The 18,250-nt window shown below is 52.1% G+C and carries 12 protein-coding genes; 2 read left to right on the top strand and 10 right to left on the bottom strand.

Annotated elements, in window-relative coordinates:
- Positions 1 to 317 precede the first annotated feature (317 nt).
- Positions 318 to 1,664 carry a dihydroorotase gene (locus FUA23_RS08815; protein WP_147930372.1) on the top strand — a complete coding sequence of 449 codons (1,347 nt, stop codon included), beginning with the start codon at positions 318 to 320 and terminating at the stop codon, positions 1,662 to 1,664.
- A gap of 94 nt (positions 1,665 to 1,758) precedes the next feature.
- On the opposite strand, the gene FUA23_RS08810 is transcribed toward FUA23_RS08815, so the two are convergent.
- On the bottom strand, positions 1,759 to 2,301 hold the full coding sequence (locus FUA23_RS08810; RefSeq protein ID WP_147930371.1) for a 3'-5' exonuclease: 543 nt from the start codon (positions 2,299 to 2,301) through the stop codon (positions 1,759 to 1,761).
- Between the two features lie 150 nt (positions 2,302 to 2,451).
- Positions 2,452 to 2,790, bottom strand: coding sequence for a LytR/AlgR family response regulator transcription factor (locus FUA23_RS08805; RefSeq protein WP_147930370.1), 339 nt, complete (start codon positions 2,788 to 2,790; stop codon positions 2,452 to 2,454).
- 201 nt (positions 2,791 to 2,991) lie between these two features.
- Here FUA23_RS08805 and FUA23_RS08800 point away from each other — a divergent pair, with 201 nt between their 5' ends.
- A complete protein-coding gene (locus FUA23_RS08800) occupies positions 2,992 to 3,804 on the top strand; it encodes a PhzF family phenazine biosynthesis protein (RefSeq protein ID WP_147930369.1) in 813 nt (270 codons plus the stop codon).
- Between the two features lie 8 nt (positions 3,805 to 3,812).
- On the opposite strand, the gene FUA23_RS08795 is transcribed toward FUA23_RS08800, so the two are convergent.
- The 8 genes from FUA23_RS08795 to gltB form a co-directional block, all read right to left on the bottom strand.
- On the bottom strand, positions 3,813 to 4,631 hold the full coding sequence (locus FUA23_RS08795; RefSeq protein ID WP_147930368.1) for a hypothetical protein: 819 nt from the start codon (positions 4,629 to 4,631) through the stop codon (positions 3,813 to 3,815).
- 143 nt (positions 4,632 to 4,774) lie between these two features.
- Entirely contained in the window at positions 4,775 to 5,755 is a 981-nt protein-coding gene (locus FUA23_RS08790; RefSeq protein WP_147930367.1) for a VPGUxxT family thioredoxin-like (seleno)protein, type 2, read from the bottom strand.
- A gap of 150 nt (positions 5,756 to 5,905) precedes the next feature.
- Positions 5,906 to 6,181: a hypothetical protein gene (locus tag FUA23_RS08785; protein ID WP_147930366.1), complete on the bottom strand. Its 276-nt coding sequence runs from the start codon at positions 6,179 to 6,181 to the stop codon at positions 5,906 to 5,908.
- Complete coding sequence (locus FUA23_RS08780) at positions 6,181 to 9,426, bottom strand: S41 family peptidase (RefSeq protein WP_147930365.1); 3,246 nt, start codon at positions 9,424 to 9,426, stop codon at positions 6,181 to 6,183. Before FUA23_RS08780 ends, FUA23_RS08785 begins: the two co-directional genes overlap by 1 nt.
- A 46-nt stretch (positions 9,427 to 9,472) precedes the next feature.
- Positions 9,473 to 9,859 (bottom strand): hypothetical protein, encoded by a 387-nt coding sequence (locus FUA23_RS08775; RefSeq protein WP_147930364.1) that lies wholly within the window; start codon positions 9,857 to 9,859, stop codon positions 9,473 to 9,475.
- 354 nt (positions 9,860 to 10,213) lie between these two features.
- Complete coding sequence (locus FUA23_RS08770; RefSeq protein WP_147930363.1) at positions 10,214 to 11,773, bottom strand: M28 family peptidase; 1,560 nt, start codon at positions 11,771 to 11,773, stop codon at positions 10,214 to 10,216.
- 214 nt (positions 11,774 to 11,987) lie between these two features.
- The gene (locus tag FUA23_RS08765) at positions 11,988 to 13,466 is read right to left on the bottom strand and encodes a glutamate synthase subunit beta (protein WP_147930362.1); all 1,479 of its coding nucleotides are present in this window, start codon (positions 13,464 to 13,466) and stop codon (positions 11,988 to 11,990) included.
- A 105-nt stretch (positions 13,467 to 13,571) separates the two neighbouring features.
- A complete protein-coding gene (gltB, locus tag FUA23_RS08760) occupies positions 13,572 to 18,125 on the bottom strand; it encodes a glutamate synthase large subunit (protein ID WP_147930361.1) in 4,554 nt (1,517 codons plus the stop codon).
- Positions 18,126 to 18,250 lie beyond the last annotated feature (125 nt).

Genomic DNA, 18,250 nt, shown 5'->3' with positions numbered 1-18,250 from the left:
TAAGTGAAAGGTGAATAAACCGGAAAGACTACGTGTTCCTTTCCAGAGATTGAATTTACTATAAGGGCGTTTGTCGCTTTACGAAGGTTGCACTTTGAAATCTTAAATTTTGCGATTGATATACTAAAGAGAGGTTAAGATCTACCAACGGAGCACCTCTTCTCTCCAACCCCACCCTGCACCTGCGCGCCGGCGCCCGAAAAAAATACAGATCGACGGTTGATTGCAGTGGCTCCAGGACAGCCTGGCCGTCGGTTGAGTTAAAGCAACAGCGACTCAACCGCCGATTCATTAACTTGCGCGAAAATTCAGACACTATGCGCAAGGGAACCATTCTAATTAAAGGCGGCACGATCGTCAACCGGGGAAAACGATTTACCGGAGACATCTTCGTTAAAAACGGATTTATCGAAGCCGTTGGCTCTTCCATAGACCGGCATGCCGATCAAGAGATCAACGCCGAAGGCTGTCTTGTTCTTCCGGGCATCATCGACGATCAGGTTCATTTCCGGGAGCCGGGCCTTACGCATAAGGCGACCATAAAAACAGAAAGTCGCGCTGCCGTGGCCGGAGGCACCACTACCTTCATGGAGATGCCAAATACAAAGCCGGCTGCGCTGACGCAGGAACTGCTGCAAGCGAAGTACGACAAGGCTGCTCAGGTGAGCCCTGCCAATTACAGTTTTTACATGGGTGCCTCGAACGACAACCGCGAAGAAGCGCTACGCACCGACCCTAAAACCGTCTGCGGACTAAAGATTTTCATGGGTAGCAGTACCGGAAATATGCTGGTCGATGACCGCCAGGTACTGGATGCACTATTCGCTGATTGTCCGCTCCTGATAGCGACCCACTGCGAAGATGAAGCCACCATCCGGAGCAACGCAGCGGCGGCTAAAGAGAAATACGGAGACGACATCCCGGTCACGGAACATCCCAACATCCGCTCAGCTGCCGGCTGTTATAAATCCAGCAGCCTCGCCGTGGAACTGGCCAAAAAACACAATACCCGTCTCCACATCCTTCATATAAGCACTGAAGATGAAATTGCCCTGTTCCGCAACGACATCCCGCTGGAAGAAAAGAGAATCACCGCCGAAGTGTGTGTTCACCACCTTACCTTCAACGCCGACGATTACCTGAGGCTTGGTAATAAAATAAAGTGCAACCCGGCCATCAAAGCGGAGCACCACCGGAAAGCGCTCTTGCCGGCGCTGCTCGACAACCGCTTCGATGTGATCGCTACCGATCACGCTCCTCATACTGCAGAGGAGAAGGCCCGCAGTGATTACTTCAAAGCCCCCGGTGGACTTCCTTTGGTGCAGCATTCGCTGGATATGATGATGCGGCTCGTACAGAAAGGAGACATAACTCTGGAGCGCGTGATCGAAAAAATGTGTCATGCCCCGGCCATTTGTTTTGAGGTGGACCGCCGTGGCTTTCTTGACGAAGGGATGTACGCCGACATCATCATTTATGACCCCAAAGAAGACTGGACCGTTGCCCAAGACAACATTTTCTACAAAGTGGGATGGTCTCCGCTGGAAGGAGAATCGTTTGAAGGTCGCGTCCGGCAAACAATCGTTTCGGGGCACCTGGCCTATGACCGGGGCTTATTCTTCGAAGAAGTTAAAGGGATGCGCCTCGACTTTACCAGAGACTAACGCGTATAGCAATACTATCAGGACAACGGACTTAGAACCAACAGGAGTGCCATCGTCAATACCAACGATGGCACTTCTTGTGTTTCAGCCAGATTCAGTACTGCCACATATCGATAAGCGACTGAAACACCTTCACGGTGTTTTTAGCATCGGTAAGAGCCCGGTGCTGCTCGCCCTCCCACTCATAGCCCTCGTGCTTAACGGCAGATTTGAGACCGCGTTTCTTGGGGAGCCCCTTGATGTCCTGATACTGTGCCTTTAGGTTGATGTGCTCGTCGAGCCAGTAGTCATCCATTTTGTGCAAACGGCAATCGGCTGCCAACTGCTGAGGGTCAAACTTCCCCCAACTTGCAAGAATATATTCGGAATCGTGCACACCGATCCAATCCTGAAAATCTTCGATGACACGGTTGAAGCCCTGGGCACGATTGAGCTCTACCTGATCAATTTTGGTCAGGTTCCGGCAAAAATGGCTGATGGTCGGATGGAGGACCGGGCGAACCAAACGGCTGAAATAATCCTGAATGCGACCAAACCGGTCGAGTTCGCAAGCTCCTATTTCAATGGTTTCCTGAACCATTCCGGGAGGGCGACCTTCCCAGCAGGTGGCTTCGATGTCGTAGATAATAAACTTCACATTTTAAGAATGCGGAAAGGGGGGCATAAAGTTCAGCAAAGGGCAGGTTCAGCAAAAAAAAATCCGGTAACACTCTAGAGTGTTACCGGAAGAATTGGTCTATTAAACTCCTTTTTGGAAAAATGAGAAGCACATTTGAAACACGTTTCCTTACAACCGGGGCATCCGGCTTTTGATTTCTGCGTGGTACGCCTTACCCATTTTCACCTCGTAGCCACCAACGCTGATGGTACCATTGGCAAAACTGATTTTGTTGACGCGGGCAAAGTTGACAAGGATGCCGCGGCTGGCACGAACGAAGTCGGGAGCTTCGAGCTCTTCTGTGATGGCCGCCAGAGACCGCTTAACGGCGAAGCGCTTGTCTTCGGTCTGCAGGTAAGCATAATTTCCGTCAGCTTGAATATACTCGATGTTCGAGAGCGGAATTTTTACGTATGTTGTCCCCTCGCGTAAGAAGAGGTGATCCGGATATTGGTTCAGTTTATTCATAGTGAATCGAGTGAAAGCATGTTTATGATAGCCGGCAATGAACAACTGAGTGTATCAGTACCGTTAATACCGTTGATTTTGCTTTTTGACGGAAGTTCTTAAAAAAAGTAACAGTCTTTCCGAATTTAGTTCATCGTAAACCTGTGAATAATTACATCTAAGCCCCCTTCTTCATTACTTACAGCCCTCCAAAACAGACTAATGCACAACTTACCCATCTATCAGGTAGACGCCTTCGCCGACAAAGTTTTCAGCGGCAATCCCGCGGCCGTGGTTCCCGTACCGGAGTTCCCTTCTGATGAACTGATGCAAAACATCGCCACAGAGAACAACCTTTCTGAAACCGCTTTTGTGACCATCAATGGGCCTGGAAAATTTAACATCAGATGGTTCACCCCGGCAATGGAAGTAAGGCTCTGCGGGCACGCCACTCTTGCAGCTGCTCACATCCTGTACAAATCGGGAGGGGAAACGCTGAACAAAATGAGGTTCAAAACCCGCGAAGCGGGTACCATCGTAGTCGTTCCGAATGATGATGGATCGTACAGCATGGACTTCCCCGTCGACAAACCAGAGAAAATCAGATCACCCAAAGGATTAAGAGGTATTCTGGGTGGAATTAAACCACTCGAGGTCTACGCCGGGATCGATGACCTGATCGTTGTTCTGAAGAACCAGTCACAGGTAGAGAAACTCAACCCCAATTTCCCCATGCTTGCCGCATTGAAAAAACGGCGCGGCCTTTTGGTGACGGCTCCTGGAAAGAAACATGACTTTGTGAGCAGGTGTTTTTTCCCTGCGTACGGCATCGACGAAGACCCCGTTACGGGTTCGGCTCATACGGTCCTTACACCGCTGTGGGCCGGTAAGCTTGGAAAGAAAAAACTAAAGGCCCGCCAGATCTCCACCAGAGGCGGAGACATTGATTGCCAACTGAGAGGGAAAAAGGTCAGACTGACCGGCCAGGCAATCACTTACATGACCGGTCAGATTGTTCTGCAGCCAAAGGCGTAATCCTTTGGTTAGTCAACACTAAGGTTAATCAGTTTAAGGCCGGCGTTCGTTGCAAGAGAGTCTGACTTCGTCAGAATATCGGCAAAAGGCTGATTGGTAAGGAAAGCACTTTCGTAAGCCCCGTCCTGAAAGATAGCTACGTAGCGGATGTGGTTTCCGGTACGGAAACGGTCGAAGTCGATCAACTCCACGTCGCTTCCCTTACGCTCATTATATTCCTTCTCGAACTCCTCCATGGTGTCGGCGAAGTAAAGGAAGTTGAAGCGATCGATCGGGGAGAAATGGTAAAGTACAACGAAAGACGGCTCACCGTTGGGAACGTCGATGACATGAACACGCTTGATCTTAAAGCGCGACTTGGCCATGTCTTTTGTTTTCTTCTCGATGGTCTCACGGCTGTCCAGCAACCAGACCTTATGGATAGTTGGATTGTCCTCCTTGACCCAAACGCCGTAGAAGTTAACGTCGGATTCGTTGAGGGTCACCGCGGCAATGTCGATCATGGTGAAGCCCTCCTTCACTTTTTTGCGCTTCAGCTTGATGAAAGCCGTCCAGCCCTCGGCCATTTCGACTACGCCCTCGAGCGGGCTTTTGGTGTAGGTACCGATGAAGCTGCGGTCGTCGCCCCCTTCTTTGAAGGTTTCCAGGTCGGTAAGCCGGAAGCCCTTTTGGGTCATCGAATTGGTTTCAGCCAGAAAATTCTCCCACCCCATCTTGGTTATGGTATGCACCTCAGCGTCTGAAGGCTGAAAAATCGCGGAGAAATTTTGGGCGAAGGAAGGAATGGTGAAAGCAACGAGCAGCGTTGCGAAAATCAATTTAAGCATGTGAGTGTTTGAATCTGTAGTGTTGATGTACTTGCAAGCATAACGGATTTTACGGTAGCGAATGTTGCCTCCCGATACGTTACCGTCAACTTAAAATGTAAAAACCGGCTTTTGGGCCAGTTTGGGCACACCACCAACTCTGATTACTTTTTGCTGAGGCCCAGCATAGTCTGCCAGGCTTCGTCAAAATTCAGGGCGTACAGCTTCGAGGCAGGCTTTCTATCCTTCTTTATAAGCGTCATAAACGCTTTCTGGCGGGGGCTCAGGAAACGCCCGAGGTCTTCTCCCCTGCCGTAGGCAGCGTTCATTTTGGTTTTTTGTACTTCCGTCAAGGGTAGATAAACGTAATCGGTTTGCTGCAGCTGGTAGTAGTGATCCTTTGCCGCAATGCGGTAGCCGGCATTGCCTTTGACCTGTTTGATGTCTTTCTGTGCAGCGTACTGAGCCAGTTGCGCCTCGTTGGCTTTAGCGGGATCGTACTTCACCTTAACTACTTCGTGGCCATTCAGGAAGCCTGGCTCGGTGGTCAGCACGGCATCGTTGTTACCTAGGTGGTGCTCTCCGCTCCAAAAACAATACATCTGGTAGTAGGCTTCCTTCACCGGCGCAGCGGAAGCGGAAAGCTCAAGGCCCAATACTTCCATATAACCGGGAATCGTCTTTTGTCGGCTGATCAGTGTTTGCGCCATCGCTGCGTACAGACCCTGCGGAGAGTAGTTCCCCGCCACCCGGTCAACGAGATTTTTGCCCTTCTCGTCCACGATCCGCACCACAGGGTTGTTCCAACTGGGCTCTCCAAACTTTGCCAGCACCCGCGCATCGTCGCCCCCTTTATTATTGAAGATTGCCAACGGAATAAATTCGTTCTCTATGGCTTCCACCATGAGCGGATGGCTGAGCGTAGACGTGCCGTAGCGCTGGCAGGTGGCACAACCTGGCACCTCCTGAAACAAAATCAATACCGGCTTACCGCTTTTTTCGGCCAGCGCAAGCGCCTGATCGTAGTTGCGGTACCAGCTAACTTTACCCAGTTCAGCGCGCTGGCCTTCAACTTCAGTACGGCCCTGGGCGGAAAGACCGGTGGTAAAAATAATAGCCAGCAGGAGGAGGAGATAGTTCTTCATTACGATTTATTTGCCTCAATAATGTTTTTGCTGAGGCCGCTGTTGTACCGCCGGGCAAGAAAGTAAGTTGAGGGTCTTTTCACGACACCAGACATTCTCCGGCGCGGACGCGGGTGCAAAGGCAGTTTCTCAGAAAAAACAGATCCCTGATTAATAGTCTTCTTCGTCCCTCTGATGGTAGGGGTGTTTCGCATCATCCTCTTCCGACTGTTCGTCTACATCTTCGAAGAGCACCGAGTTGTAACTGCGATCGGAGATTTCCTGTAAGGAAACAACCGTGTTGTAGCTGTGAACCTCAGTACACTCTACTGTATAAAGTTCTCCGGCCGTCAGTCCTTGCGGGTCAATGGTCGGCCAGCCGTTGCTAGGTGGCGGTAATGGATCAACCGCCCGTACCCGGTGGCCCTTCAAAGCAAAAATATTCATCAGTTAACGTCTTTTAGTAATTCCGCGATGGCACGCTCCAGTTGCTCGTCGCGCCCCTGGTCAACGACTCCTGGCATGTTTTTGACCTTGATCATCGGTTCCGTCTGGTTATTTTCCATCCAGTTGCCGTTGATGTCTTTGGCCGAAACAGGAACTACTCCCCATACCGATCCGTCGGGCAGGCGCTCCCACCCGGCGAAGGAGCAGGTACCCGGCGTAGGCATTCCAACCGTTTTACCGATTTTGAGGTCGGTGTAACCACAAGCGAAGCAGTGTCCGTCGGAGTATTGTGCTTCGTTGATCAGAGCCAGCGTAGGCTTAGTCCAGCGGGAGGTAGGCTCTCCGCCAACAACCTTGGCTTCGGTTGCGTAGGTAATGAAAGGTGTACCGGTGAAGAACATCGCAAGGTCGGCCACCAGGTCTCCGCCGCCGTTGAAGCGTGTGTCGACGATCATGGCCTTGCGGTTGAAGTATTTGCCCATCATGTCCTGATAGATACTGCGGTAAGGCCCGTCGCCCATTCCCGGAATGTGGACGTAACCAAGCGTTCCGCCGCTTTTTTCGTCGACCTCTTTTTCGTTCATCTTCACCCAGCGCTTGTAAAGCAGGCCGTTCTCTTCGCCGAGAGAAATAGGTTTCATGGTGATGGTGTCCCGTTTTTTGGTAGCGGGATCAACTAACTCCAGCAGGGTAAACTCCCCTTCTTTGCGGTTGAGGTAAGACGCTACGTCGCGGTTAGCGAGGATGGTTTCCCCGTTGATGGCTTCGATGATCATGCCTGGTTTTACATTAAAAGCGGCTTTATCGAGAGGCCCGCCCGCAAGTACCTCGTCGATCAGGATTCCGTTTCCTTTATGATCGTAATTCATGAAAATGCCCAACGATGCCGTCTTGTCAGGATTGGTAAAACCGCTGCTGCGGTAGCGGGCACCGGCGTGAGAAACATTGAGTTCGCCCAGCATTTCGGAGAGCATTTCGGTCAGCTCGAATGAGTTGCCGATGGATGGCAGGTACTTCTGGTATTCGGTCCGCATCATGTTCCAATCGATGCCGTGGAAGGTGGGTTCGTAGAATACGGCGTTGGTCCGGATCCAGACGTGATCAAACATGGCCTGGCGTTCTGCCTCTACGTCGTAAGCCATTTCGCCACTGATCTTTACGGTTTCCTTCTTGCTCTTGGCAACGTCGATCTTGGATATCCGCCCTCCACTGAGGAGGTAGAGGTTTTTCATGTCTTTGTCCCACTCCAGACGGCCGTTAGAGCCGATTTTCATCTCCATTTTGGTGGCCTTGGTGCGGAGGTTGGTGCTCCAGAGGTTAGCTCCTTTTTCGAAGGTGGACAGGTAGTAGAGTTTCTCGCCGTCTTTGGAGAGCACAGCATCGCCCAGGCGGGAAGAATGGATGGTGAGGCGCTTGGTGCGTTCGTCCATATTGTCCCAGTCGAAGGCCAGTTTTTCGACCTTCTTCTCATCATCCTTTTTGTCGTCGTCTTTCTTATCGTCGTCTTTTTTGTCTTTGTCTTTTTTGTCTTTCTTATCTTTTTTCTCCGCCTCTTTTACGGCTTTCATGAGTTTGAACTCTTCATCGGAAAGGTTGAAATTATCCCAGCCTTCCTGGGTGAAGAACATGGCGTAAACATCCTGCTCTGACCGGCCGCTGGTGGCGTAGGATTTAAGTCCGTCACGGTTGGTAAACCAGATCATTTGCTTACCTCCGTTTACCCATTTCGGGCGGGAGTCGTAGTAGCCGCTTTCGTTGAGGTTGACACGTTTAGAGCCATCGGCCTTCATGAGCAGGACTTCGCTGTTGTTCAGGAGAACATCCCATTCGATCAGCAGCCATTCGGAGTCGGGGCTCCAGGTGAAGTACTTGTCTCCGTCGCCCATGTGGAAGAGTTCGGAGGAATCCATCAGTACTGTTTCACTTCCGGAGGCGACGTCGCGCACGACAATACTGCGGCGACCTTTTACGTAGGCCATCTTCTTGCCATCGGGTGAGAACTGTGCGAGGTAGTTGTCCGACTCGTTCTCGAGAACCGGGGTTTCGTTGATTAGTGTGGCGGCGTAGAAAAAAGGTTCTTCTCCGCGGACCTTCTTTGTTTCGAAGATGCTCCACTTGCCGTCGCGTTCGGAACTGTAGACGACGGATTTCCCGTCGGGCCCCCAGGTAACGAAGCGCTCCTGCTCGGGGGTATTGGTAAGGCGTTTGGTAAATGACTCGCCGACGGAGGTAACGAAAACCTCTCCCCGGGCGATGAAGGCGATTTCTTTGCCGCTGGGCGAGACTTCCATCTCGCTGACACCGCCGCTGATGGAAATGAACTTGTCGGTGTTGGCTTTGTCCTGGGTGATGATGGAGACGGCAACTTTTTGGGGTTCCCCACCCTCTTTCATGGTGTACAGCTCTCCGTCGTAACCAAAGCACAGTGTTCCGCCACCAATGCTGAGGAAGCGAACCGGATGTTTTGAAAACTTACTCAGCTGCTCCGCCCGCGCCGGATCATTGACCGGCATTTTGAAAACATTAAACGAGCCGCTTCGCTCACTGAGGAAATAAAGCGTTTTTTCGTCGGCGCTGAGTACGGGCTGACGATCTTCGGCGGTGTTGGTGGTAAGCTGGGTATGCTTCCCGGTCTTGGTGTCGTAACGCCAAAGATCACGCGTGATGGATGAATTTTGGTGCTTGCGGTATTCGTCTTCGCCACCTTTTTTGTCGTGGTAAAAAATGGTTTTTCCATCCTTGGTGGCCTGCACGAATTCGGCGGGGACAGTCATAACCTGGCTGACCCGGCCCGCATCGACTGGTACACTATAAAGTTCTGATTGCGAGCGATGGGGATACTGGCGGTGCCGGACATCATCCTGACGCAAAGCACCGAAGTAAACCGACTTGCCATCCGGCGCAAAGCTATACGGCACTTCGGCGTTGGAATGGAAGGTAAGCCGGCGCGCCTGCCCGCCGGTGGCGGGCATAACAAACACGTCAAAATTCCCGTATCGCTCGGAGGCAAAAGCCAACTGTTTGCCGTCTTTACTCCAGGTGGCCATGTAGTCATGGGCGTCGTGGAAAGTGAGTTGGGTCGCAGTGCCACCGGCAGCGGGCACTTTGTACAAATCCCCCTTATAGGTAAAAGCGATCTGGCTACCGTCAGGAGAAATAGCTGCGTGGCGTAGCCAGTTGGGTGCCGTCTGGCCGTAAGAACTGAAGGAGACGATAGCGCAGAATAATAAAAGGAGGTTTTTCACTGGTTGTTTGGTTTGGGTGGCTTGAAGGTAGAAATAAATATGATTACTACAAATGTCTTTTGGCAATCGCTGCCGTTCGCCACTCAATATATACAAGCACTGAAATCACGATAATCTCAGCCGTAAAATAGGCTGCTCCTAAATTGGTGACTGAATGCCGATTGATTAACAACACTGTAGTCGTCAGACAGCAATACGCGAAATTGGCAATTGCAATTCCGGCCAGGAATGGTTGAAAATGAACTGGTCGGAGGTAGTAGCACGCTAGTGAATAGGCGGCAAAAACCACCGGCAGCACTGCCAGCAAGTACAGCGAAGTTGATGGAAGTCCGATGTACTCGTTGAAATACGGCAGGATGAATCCTAAAGAAACTGCAGACAAGATGGCTCCAAGGCCATCGATGAGAAACAACCGGTAAGGAGATCGTTGCATAATAAACCTGGGGCAAAGTGGTAAGGCACACTACCGGACATTTTCAGGTTCCCTCTCCGCTGAGCCTTAAGGCGAAGTTTGCCGGAGGGTGAAGTGGAAAATCAAAAATGTCCGGCAGTATGGCAGCAACCGACCTTTTTCAACTTCGACAAAGTGAATCAATCAGTTGGTTCGAAGCGAATCCATCCAGCTAATTCCGTCCAGGCATTATTGCCGGGACGGAACTATATGCTCAATGTTGTTGACTGAGATCTTAGCCGCTGAAAAACACGCGTCGTCTGAAGCGTGCCTTTTGAAAGGTCCCTGCCTGATTCAAAGACCAATGGTGGCGTCTGGTGCCTCGCGATCAAGGATTTATTTCCCGTCTATCTTACTTTCTTTCCGGGGCAGCATTTCGTCGCGCATCGCAGTATGGAACACGAAAGAGGCGATAATCGTAGCCGCCTGCGAGAGGTCTTCTCCGGACAGGTGATCAAAGTTATCCATATTCGAGTGGTGGGTACGGGCAAAGTAGGCCATCGGCTCCTGAATGAACTGAAAGCCGGGTATGCCTACGGCATCGAAAGTGAGGTGATCGGTGCCTCCGGTATTGCCGAGGCTCACCGTGCTGGCGTCGAGGTCTTTGAAAGGTTGCAGCCAGGCACGGAAGATGGGTGCAACCGCCTCGTTGCCCTGCAGGTAAATACCCCGAACTTTTCCGGTTCCGTTATCCAGATTATAGTAAGCAGAGATTTTTTCCTGCTCAGGTTTCAGGCTTTGGGGCGTGTAGCTGTCGGGAGGGAAAACGGCAAAATGGTCTTTGGCGTACCCGCGCGAGCCCAGCAGGCCCTGCTCTTCGCCGGTCCAGAGCGCGAGGCGGAGGGTACGGCGGGGTTGTACACCGCTTTCCTTGATCGTTTCCAGCAGGATACGGGCCGCTTCCATCATGACGGTAGAGCCGGCCCCGTTGTCGGTTGCACCAGTAGCGGTATGCCATGAGTCGAAGTGAGCGCCGAACATGACTACCTCGTCTTTAAGGTCGGTTCCGGGGATTTCGGCGATGATGTTGTGCTCCATTTCGTCCGGGTTGGTATACTCGGCCTTCATGTCGATGCTCAGTTTCACATCGATCCCACGCTGCAGGTTACGGAGGATGCGGTTGTAGTGTTCCACCGCAACGGTCACCTGTGGGACTACCTTTTTGTCTTTGTCGCGAGACCGGCCTTCGGCCGTTCGTGCACTGGAAACAAACACTGTTCCGTGGTCGCCTTTATAACTGCGGTCCAGAATTGCCAGCGGTTTTTCTTCTTCCATAAGTTCCCACAGTGCTGTCCGGAAACCGCGGGCCCCCAGGTTGTAGTTACGGCGTGGTCGTGGAGTCGGCATTGGAGCATTCGCCATGTCCAACAGGCTTTCCGCATCGTGCCGTTTAGCGTTGGGCTCCCAGATTTCTTTGACCTCCCGGATGGTATCGAGCAGGACGAACTTCCCCTTCAGTTTGCCTTTGTACTGCGCGAGGTCTTCGACCGTTTCGGCGGCCATGTAGATGACGCTTCCCGTTCCCTTCACGGATGGCGACCAGGCCTTTGGGTAGGCGATCAATGGCCAATAACTCGGGCTGGAAGCATGCATTTCGAAGTGAGACATTTCCCAACCGGTACCGAAAGGGCCCCATTCTTCGAGGTGGACGTTCTTCATTCCCCACTCGTTCAGCGTTTTTTGCGCCCAGTCGGTGGCCTTGTCCAGCATTGGCGATCCGGTGAGGCGGGGGCCGTAAACGTCGGTCATCCAGCCGGCGATTTCCATGGCCTGGCTCTGTTCCAAGCCGTGCTTACGGATGATGGTGTTGATGTCTTCGTTAACGGCTTCCTGGGCATCCAGGCGGGCGAGGCCGCAGGTGCAGAGTAAAGCTATTAAAAGTGTGGTAATTCTCATTTGTGTTTGGTTTAAAGTATGTATGCGAAAAAACTGTGCTGCCAAACTAATAAAAAAACCAAACAGGTATTTCAGTAATCGTTGAAATGACAGGTCCGTTGCTAAGCCCGCAGACGTTAGCGTTCTCCCCTAATAAAAAAGCGTTCAGCATTCAGGCCACCATTGAAGATGGCCCGAATGCTGAACGCTGAAAACTGATGTTTAAGCACTGAAGTTATACTTCCAGAGCCATTTTACCTGCGTCCTTCCCTTCCAGTACGGACTCACCGCCGGTAAGGAAAGCATCGACTGAGCGGGCGCATTCGCGTCCTTCGGAGATAGCCCAGACCACGAGGCTTTGGCCGCGGCGCATATCACCGGCAGCGAAGACCTTCGGCACGCTGGTTTGGTAGCCGTGCTGCGGATCGGCAGCAACGTTGCGGCGCGGATCGAGGCCAACCCCGAGCTTGCTCAGCAAGCCCTCGTGCTGCGGGTGCATGAAGCCGGCCGCAATCAGTAGTAGTTCACATGGTAGTTCACGCTCCGTACCGGGCACCTTGACGAAAGTGTTGCGCCCGGTGGCGTCTTTCGCCCAACGGATCTGAACCGTTTTGATCGCTTTCAGGTTTCCGTCTTCGTCGCCCAGGAAGGCTTCGGTAAGGATGGCCCACTCACGTTCACAGCCTTCTTCGTGGCTGGTGGAGGTACGTAAGATCATTGGCCAGTTGGGCCAGTTATCAGGGTTACGCTCGGTTGGTGGTTTCCCCATAATTTCGATCTGGGTCACTGAAGCAGCACCATGACGATTGCTGGTACCTACGCAATCCGCACCGGTATCTCCTCCGCCGATTACGACAACATTCTTGCCTTTGGCATGAATTTCTTCCTGATCCGAGAGGTCGTCGCCCGCAACACGTTTGTTGTTTTGCTCAAGGAAAGACATGGCAAAATGAATTCCCTTCATCTCCCGGCCGGGAGAAGGAATATCGCGCGGAATGGTGCTTCCACCAGCCAGAACGACAGCGTCACTTTCTCTGACAAGTTGCTTTGCATCTACGTTCCCGCCCACATTGGCATTAACCTCAAAACGGATGCCTTCCGCTTCCATTAGCGCAACCCGCCGGTCGATGACCGTTTTTTCCATTTTGAAATCAGGAATACCGTACCGCAGCAGGCCTCCAATGCGGGTGTTTCGTTCGTAAACCGTGACCGTGTGTCCTGCTTTGTTGAGCTGGGCGGCGGCGGCCAGCCCTGCCGGTCCTGATCCAATTACCGAGACTTTCTTTCCCGTCCGGGAATTAGGCGGATTCGGGCGTGCGTACCCTCTTGAGAACGCCTCTTCAGCAATACTTTTTTCGATGTGCTCGATGGCTACGGGCGGCTGATTGATCCCCAGCACGCAAGCGCTTTCGCAGGGTGCGGGGCAGATACGGCCGGTAAATTCAGGGAAATTGTTGGTCTCACTGAGGATATTCCAGGCTTCGCGCCAATCTTCCTGATAAACAGCATCGTTGAATTCAGGAATGATGTTGCCCAACGGGCAACCGCTGTGGCAAAAAGGTACGCCGCAATCCATGCAGCGGCTTGCCTGCTTGATCGTTTTCTCTTCGGCCATTGGCTCGTAGAGTTCTTTCCAGTCTTTTTTTCTTTCTTCTACCGGGCGCTTCGCGGGTAGTTCTCTTGTTGTTTCCAGGAAGCCTTTTGGGTCTGCCATTATTTTATTCTTTTGGGCCAGATGGCCTATTCTTTAATTTGACGGGCATCCTCGCCGAAGAGGTTGCACCATAATCACCTTTGGGGGAAATTGTCTCCCTGTCGATCAAACAGGCACAGCCACTTTAACGTCGATATTGGGCTTGATCGATTTTTCCTCCAGCACACGCTTATAATCTCTTGGCATCACTTTCAGGAAATTACCCAGTTCCTTGTCCCAGTTTTCAATCAGGTGCTTAGCCATTCTTGAGCTGGTGTAGGTAAGGTGATTGTTAATCATCAGTTTGAGCACGTCTTTATCGAAATCATCCAGTGCTTCGATGTCTGCCATGTCTCCGTTGAGTTTGGACTCAAAGGTTTTGTTGACATCGTAGATGTAGGCCATTCCGCCCGACATACCCGCGCCGAAGTTTTTGCCCACCTCGCCGAGGATGACCGCAAGACCACCGGTCATGTATTCGCAACCGTGGTCGCCCACGCCTTCCACGACGGTCTTCACGCCCGAGTTCCGAACACAGAAGCGTTCACCTGCAGTTCCTTTGATGTATGCTTCGCCGGAAGTAGCACCGTAAAAGGCAACATTACCGATGATGATGTTTTCGTGGGGATCAAACTTGGAGATCCGGTCCGGAACCACAATCAATCGTCCTCCGGAGAGCCCTTTACCGAAGTAATCATTGGATTCACCCTCAAGCAGGAATTCTATTCCCTTGGCGCCAAAGGCGCCGAAACTTTGCCCTGCAGATCCGCGGAAGTTGAATTTAATGGCACCATCAGGTAAGCCTTCTCCGTGGAAGCGGCGGCTTATTTCATTCGAGAGCATAGTTCCTGTAGCTCTGTCAGTGTTCTTGATGGCAAATTCACCAACGACAGACTCCACGTTTTCCAGAGCCGGTTTTGCGGCATCGAGCAGGCGGCGGTCAAGGACTTCGTTCAGGCCGTGATCCTGAACAGTTTTGTTGTACAGGCCCACGGTTTCGTCCGCAATTTCCTTATGGAGGATGGGGCTGAGGTCGAGGGCTTTGTATTTCCAGTGCTCAGCGTCCTTATTTCCTTTGAGATGTTCCACTTTACCGACCATTTCGTTGACAGTCTTAAAGCCAAGCTCAGCCATGATGGAGCGCATATCTTCGGCAAGAAAGCGGAAGAAGTTGATAACGTGCTCTGGGTCACCAGTGAAGCGGGCGCGGAGGTCGGGGTTTTGGGTTGCTATGCCGACCGGGCAGGTATTCACGTGACACTTACGCATCATGATACAGCCTTCCACGACCAACGCTGCGGTAGCAACGCCATACTCTTCGGCACCAAGCAGGGTGGCAATAACGAGATCGCGGCCCGTACGTATCTGGCCATCGGTTTGTAGCACAACACGGTCACGCAGCTTGTTGCGCACAAGCGTCTGGTGCGACTCGGCGAGACCCAACTCCCAGGGAAGTCCTGCGTGGCGAATACTGGAAAGTGGCGAAGCACCGGTTCCACCGTCGTGGCCGGCAATCAGGATTGCATCGGCTTTTGCCTTTGCAACGCCGGAGGCGATGACGCCCACCCCTGCTTTCGACACCAGCTTGACGTTGATGCGTGCACGGCGATTGGCGTTCTTGAGGTCGAAGATCAGCTGGGCCAGATCTTCGATAGAGTAAATATCGTGGTGCGGCGGAGGAGAGATAAGATCCACTCCCGGCGTAGAGTTACGGACACGGCCAATCCAGTCATTCACTTTATGGCCAGGCAGCTGACCGCCTTCACCTGGCTTGGCCCCCTGGGCCATTTTAATCTGGAGTTCGTCGGCATTTGTGAGGTAATGGCTCGTCACTCCGAACCGGCCAGAAGCGATCTGCTTGATTGCAGAACGCATATTTTCTCCTTTCTCGTTGATTTCGAAGCGCACTTCATCTTCGCCTCCCTCTCCGGAATTTGACTTGGCGCCAATCTTATTCATTGCAATGGCAAGCGTAGTGTGCGCTTCCCAACTGATCGAACCAAAAGACATCGCTCCGGTAGCGAAGCGCTTCATGATCTCACTCGCTGGTTCCACCTCTTCGATGTCGATAGGATCACCTTTACGGAAAGCGAGCAGACCACGCAGCGTGAGGGCTTTTTCCGTTTGGTGGTTGATTTCGTCCCGGTACTTCTCGTACGCTTCTTTATCGTTCTTGCGCGCAGCGATCTGTAGGTAATGAATGCTCTTGGGATTGAACATATGGGCTTCGCCCCGGCGCTTCCATTGGAATACGCCTCCAACTTCAAGTTGAGGGTTTGGTACTGCCTTCACCGGGTAAGCCAGCTTATGACGTACAAGAACTTCCTTTGCGATGCCATCGTACCCCATTCCTTCGATGCGGCTGATAGAGCCTCGGAAACATTCGTTTACTACTTTGTGGTTGATGCCCAGCACTTCGAAAATCTGAGCTCCCTGGTAAGACTGCAAGGTGGAGATGCCGATTTTAGACATGATCTTGAGCAAGCCCTTGCCAATTGCCTTTTTGTAAATTTTCAGCACTTCATCGCGGGAGATATCCTGGTCATCGAAAACACCCGATTTGTACAGATTAGACAGCGCAGCGTACGCCATGTACGGATTCACGGCCGATGCGCCGTAGCCGACAAGAGTGGCGAAGTGGTGGGTTTCGCGCACATCTCCGGCTTCGATCACCAGGCTCGTTTTAGCGCGCAGGCCAAGTTCTACCAAATGATGGTGAACGGCTCCGGTAGCGAGAAGACTCGGGACGGGGGCGTTGAAACTGTCGGAAGTCCGATCGCTAATGACCAGAATATTGTATCCGCTGCGGACCAGGCTCTCTGCCTGAGCCTTAATGTGTTCAATCGCTGCACTGAGACGACCGGCCTGATTGTCGGCACGGAATACGGACAGAATCACGCCCGCTTTGAAGTCTTTATGGTGCAATTCCTTGATCCGGGTGATGTCGTCGTTGCTCAGCACCGGTGAATCCAGGTGGATGTTCTGGGCGTTGCCGGGTTTCATCTCCATGATGTTGTCAGTGCTACCGAGCATAGCGTAGAGCGACATGACACTGCGTTCCCGGATCGGATCGATCGGAGGGTTCGTTACCTGAGCGAAGAGTTGTTTGAAGTAGTTGGCGAGGTGCTGGCTCTGCAGACTCAAGGCCGCAAGCGGCGTATCTGCACCCATAGAACCAATCGGATCTTTACCGCCTTTGATCATTGGCTCGAGGAGGAAGTTGAGGTCTTCCTTTGTGTAGCCGAACAACTGGAGACGCTGGAAAAGCGTCTTCTGATCCATACTAATGTCGGCTTTGCGCTTCAGGGGCAGATCATCGAGCCGGATGCGGTGCTCATCTAACCATTCCCGGTAAGGAAGCCGCTTGCAGATTACCTCTTTAAGTTCCTCATCGCCGATTACCCGGTGTTCGTCGAGATCTGCAACGAGAATACGCCCGGGAGAAAGACGGCCTTTCTGGATCACTGTGGACTGATCAACGGGCAATGCACCTGCTTCCGAGGCTACAATAAGAACGTTATCTTCAGTGAGACACCAGCGGCTGGGGCGTAAACCATTACGATCGAGCGTAGCTCCGACGAGAACGCCGTCGGTAAAGCAAATGCTTGCGGGGCCATCCCATGGCTCCATCAGCCCCTTGGCATACTCGTAGAATGCGCGCTTGTAATCGGGCATTTGCTCATCATCCTGCCATGCTTCCGGGATCATCATCATCAGGGCGTGCGGAATACTGATGCCATTCAGCGTCAGGAATTCAAGGACGTTGTCGAAGTTAGCTGAGTCCGAGAGTCCGGAACCACAAACCGGGTAGATTTTATCCAACTCTTCTTCCGTGAAGTGAGCCGTTTCCCGGATCAGACTCTCCTTTGATTTCCACCAGTTTACATTACCCTGGATGGTGTTGATTTCTCCGTTGTGAGCGACCATACGGAAAGGCTGCGCCAGTTTCCACTTAGGGACAGTATTGGTGGAAAAGCGGCTATGAACCAGCGCGATGGCCGATTTGAAATCCTGGCTTTGCAGGTCGCTGAAGTAACCGGGCAGCTGCCAGGTGGTGAGCTGACCTTTGTAAGCAATGGTCTTATAACTGAAACTGGCGAGGTAGAACTGGTCGCGGGTTTCGGGGTAAGTAGAATGGATTTTGTGGGTCGCGTACTTGCGCAGAACGTACAGTTTACGCTCCAGGTCTTTCGGGTCGAGTTCTACGCGCGGCTTTACGAATACCTGCTGAAAGCGTGGTTCTACGCTTTTGCTGGTAACACCCAGTTCTTCGTGATCGGTTGGTACTTTCCGGTAGTGAATGAGGTCGAAGCCCATTTCATCGGCGTAATCCTCAAAGAGATACTGGCAGCGTTCCAACAGTTGCTTTTCGGCCGGCAGAAACATCATGCCCACCCCATACTTTCCTTTCTCAGGTAGTTCTTTTCCTTTTTCAGCCAGTTTACGGGCAAAAAATTCGTGAGGAACCTGCACCAGAATACCTGCTCCGTCACCGCTGTTCGGTTCGCAACCACAAGCGCCACGGTGCTCCATATTAATAAGCATCGTGAGTGCATCCGTCACCAGCTTGTGGGAAGGGTCTCCAGTAAGATTAGCAATAAACCCGGTGCCACAGGCATCGGATTCGGTATGGGGGGTATAAAGTCCTTTCTGACAGGGGGTCTCGGCCTGATAGCGCATGTGAATTCAGTATGTTGGTTGACCTTTGCAGCCATAGTACACGGCCACTTGGGTTAAATCAGCGGTAGTTATTCAGTCAGGCTCATCAGTATTGGGAACGATTATGTGGTGGAGTTCTCCAGTAC

Origin of the sequence: Neolewinella aurantiaca, assembly GCF_008014675.1 — a bacterium.
GTDB classification, from domain to species: Bacteria; Bacteroidota; Bacteroidia; order Chitinophagales; family Saprospiraceae; genus Neolewinella; species Neolewinella aurantiaca.
The sequence above is the reverse complement of the archived record's forward strand: the minus strand, read 5'-3'. Positions and strand labels throughout refer to the sequence as shown.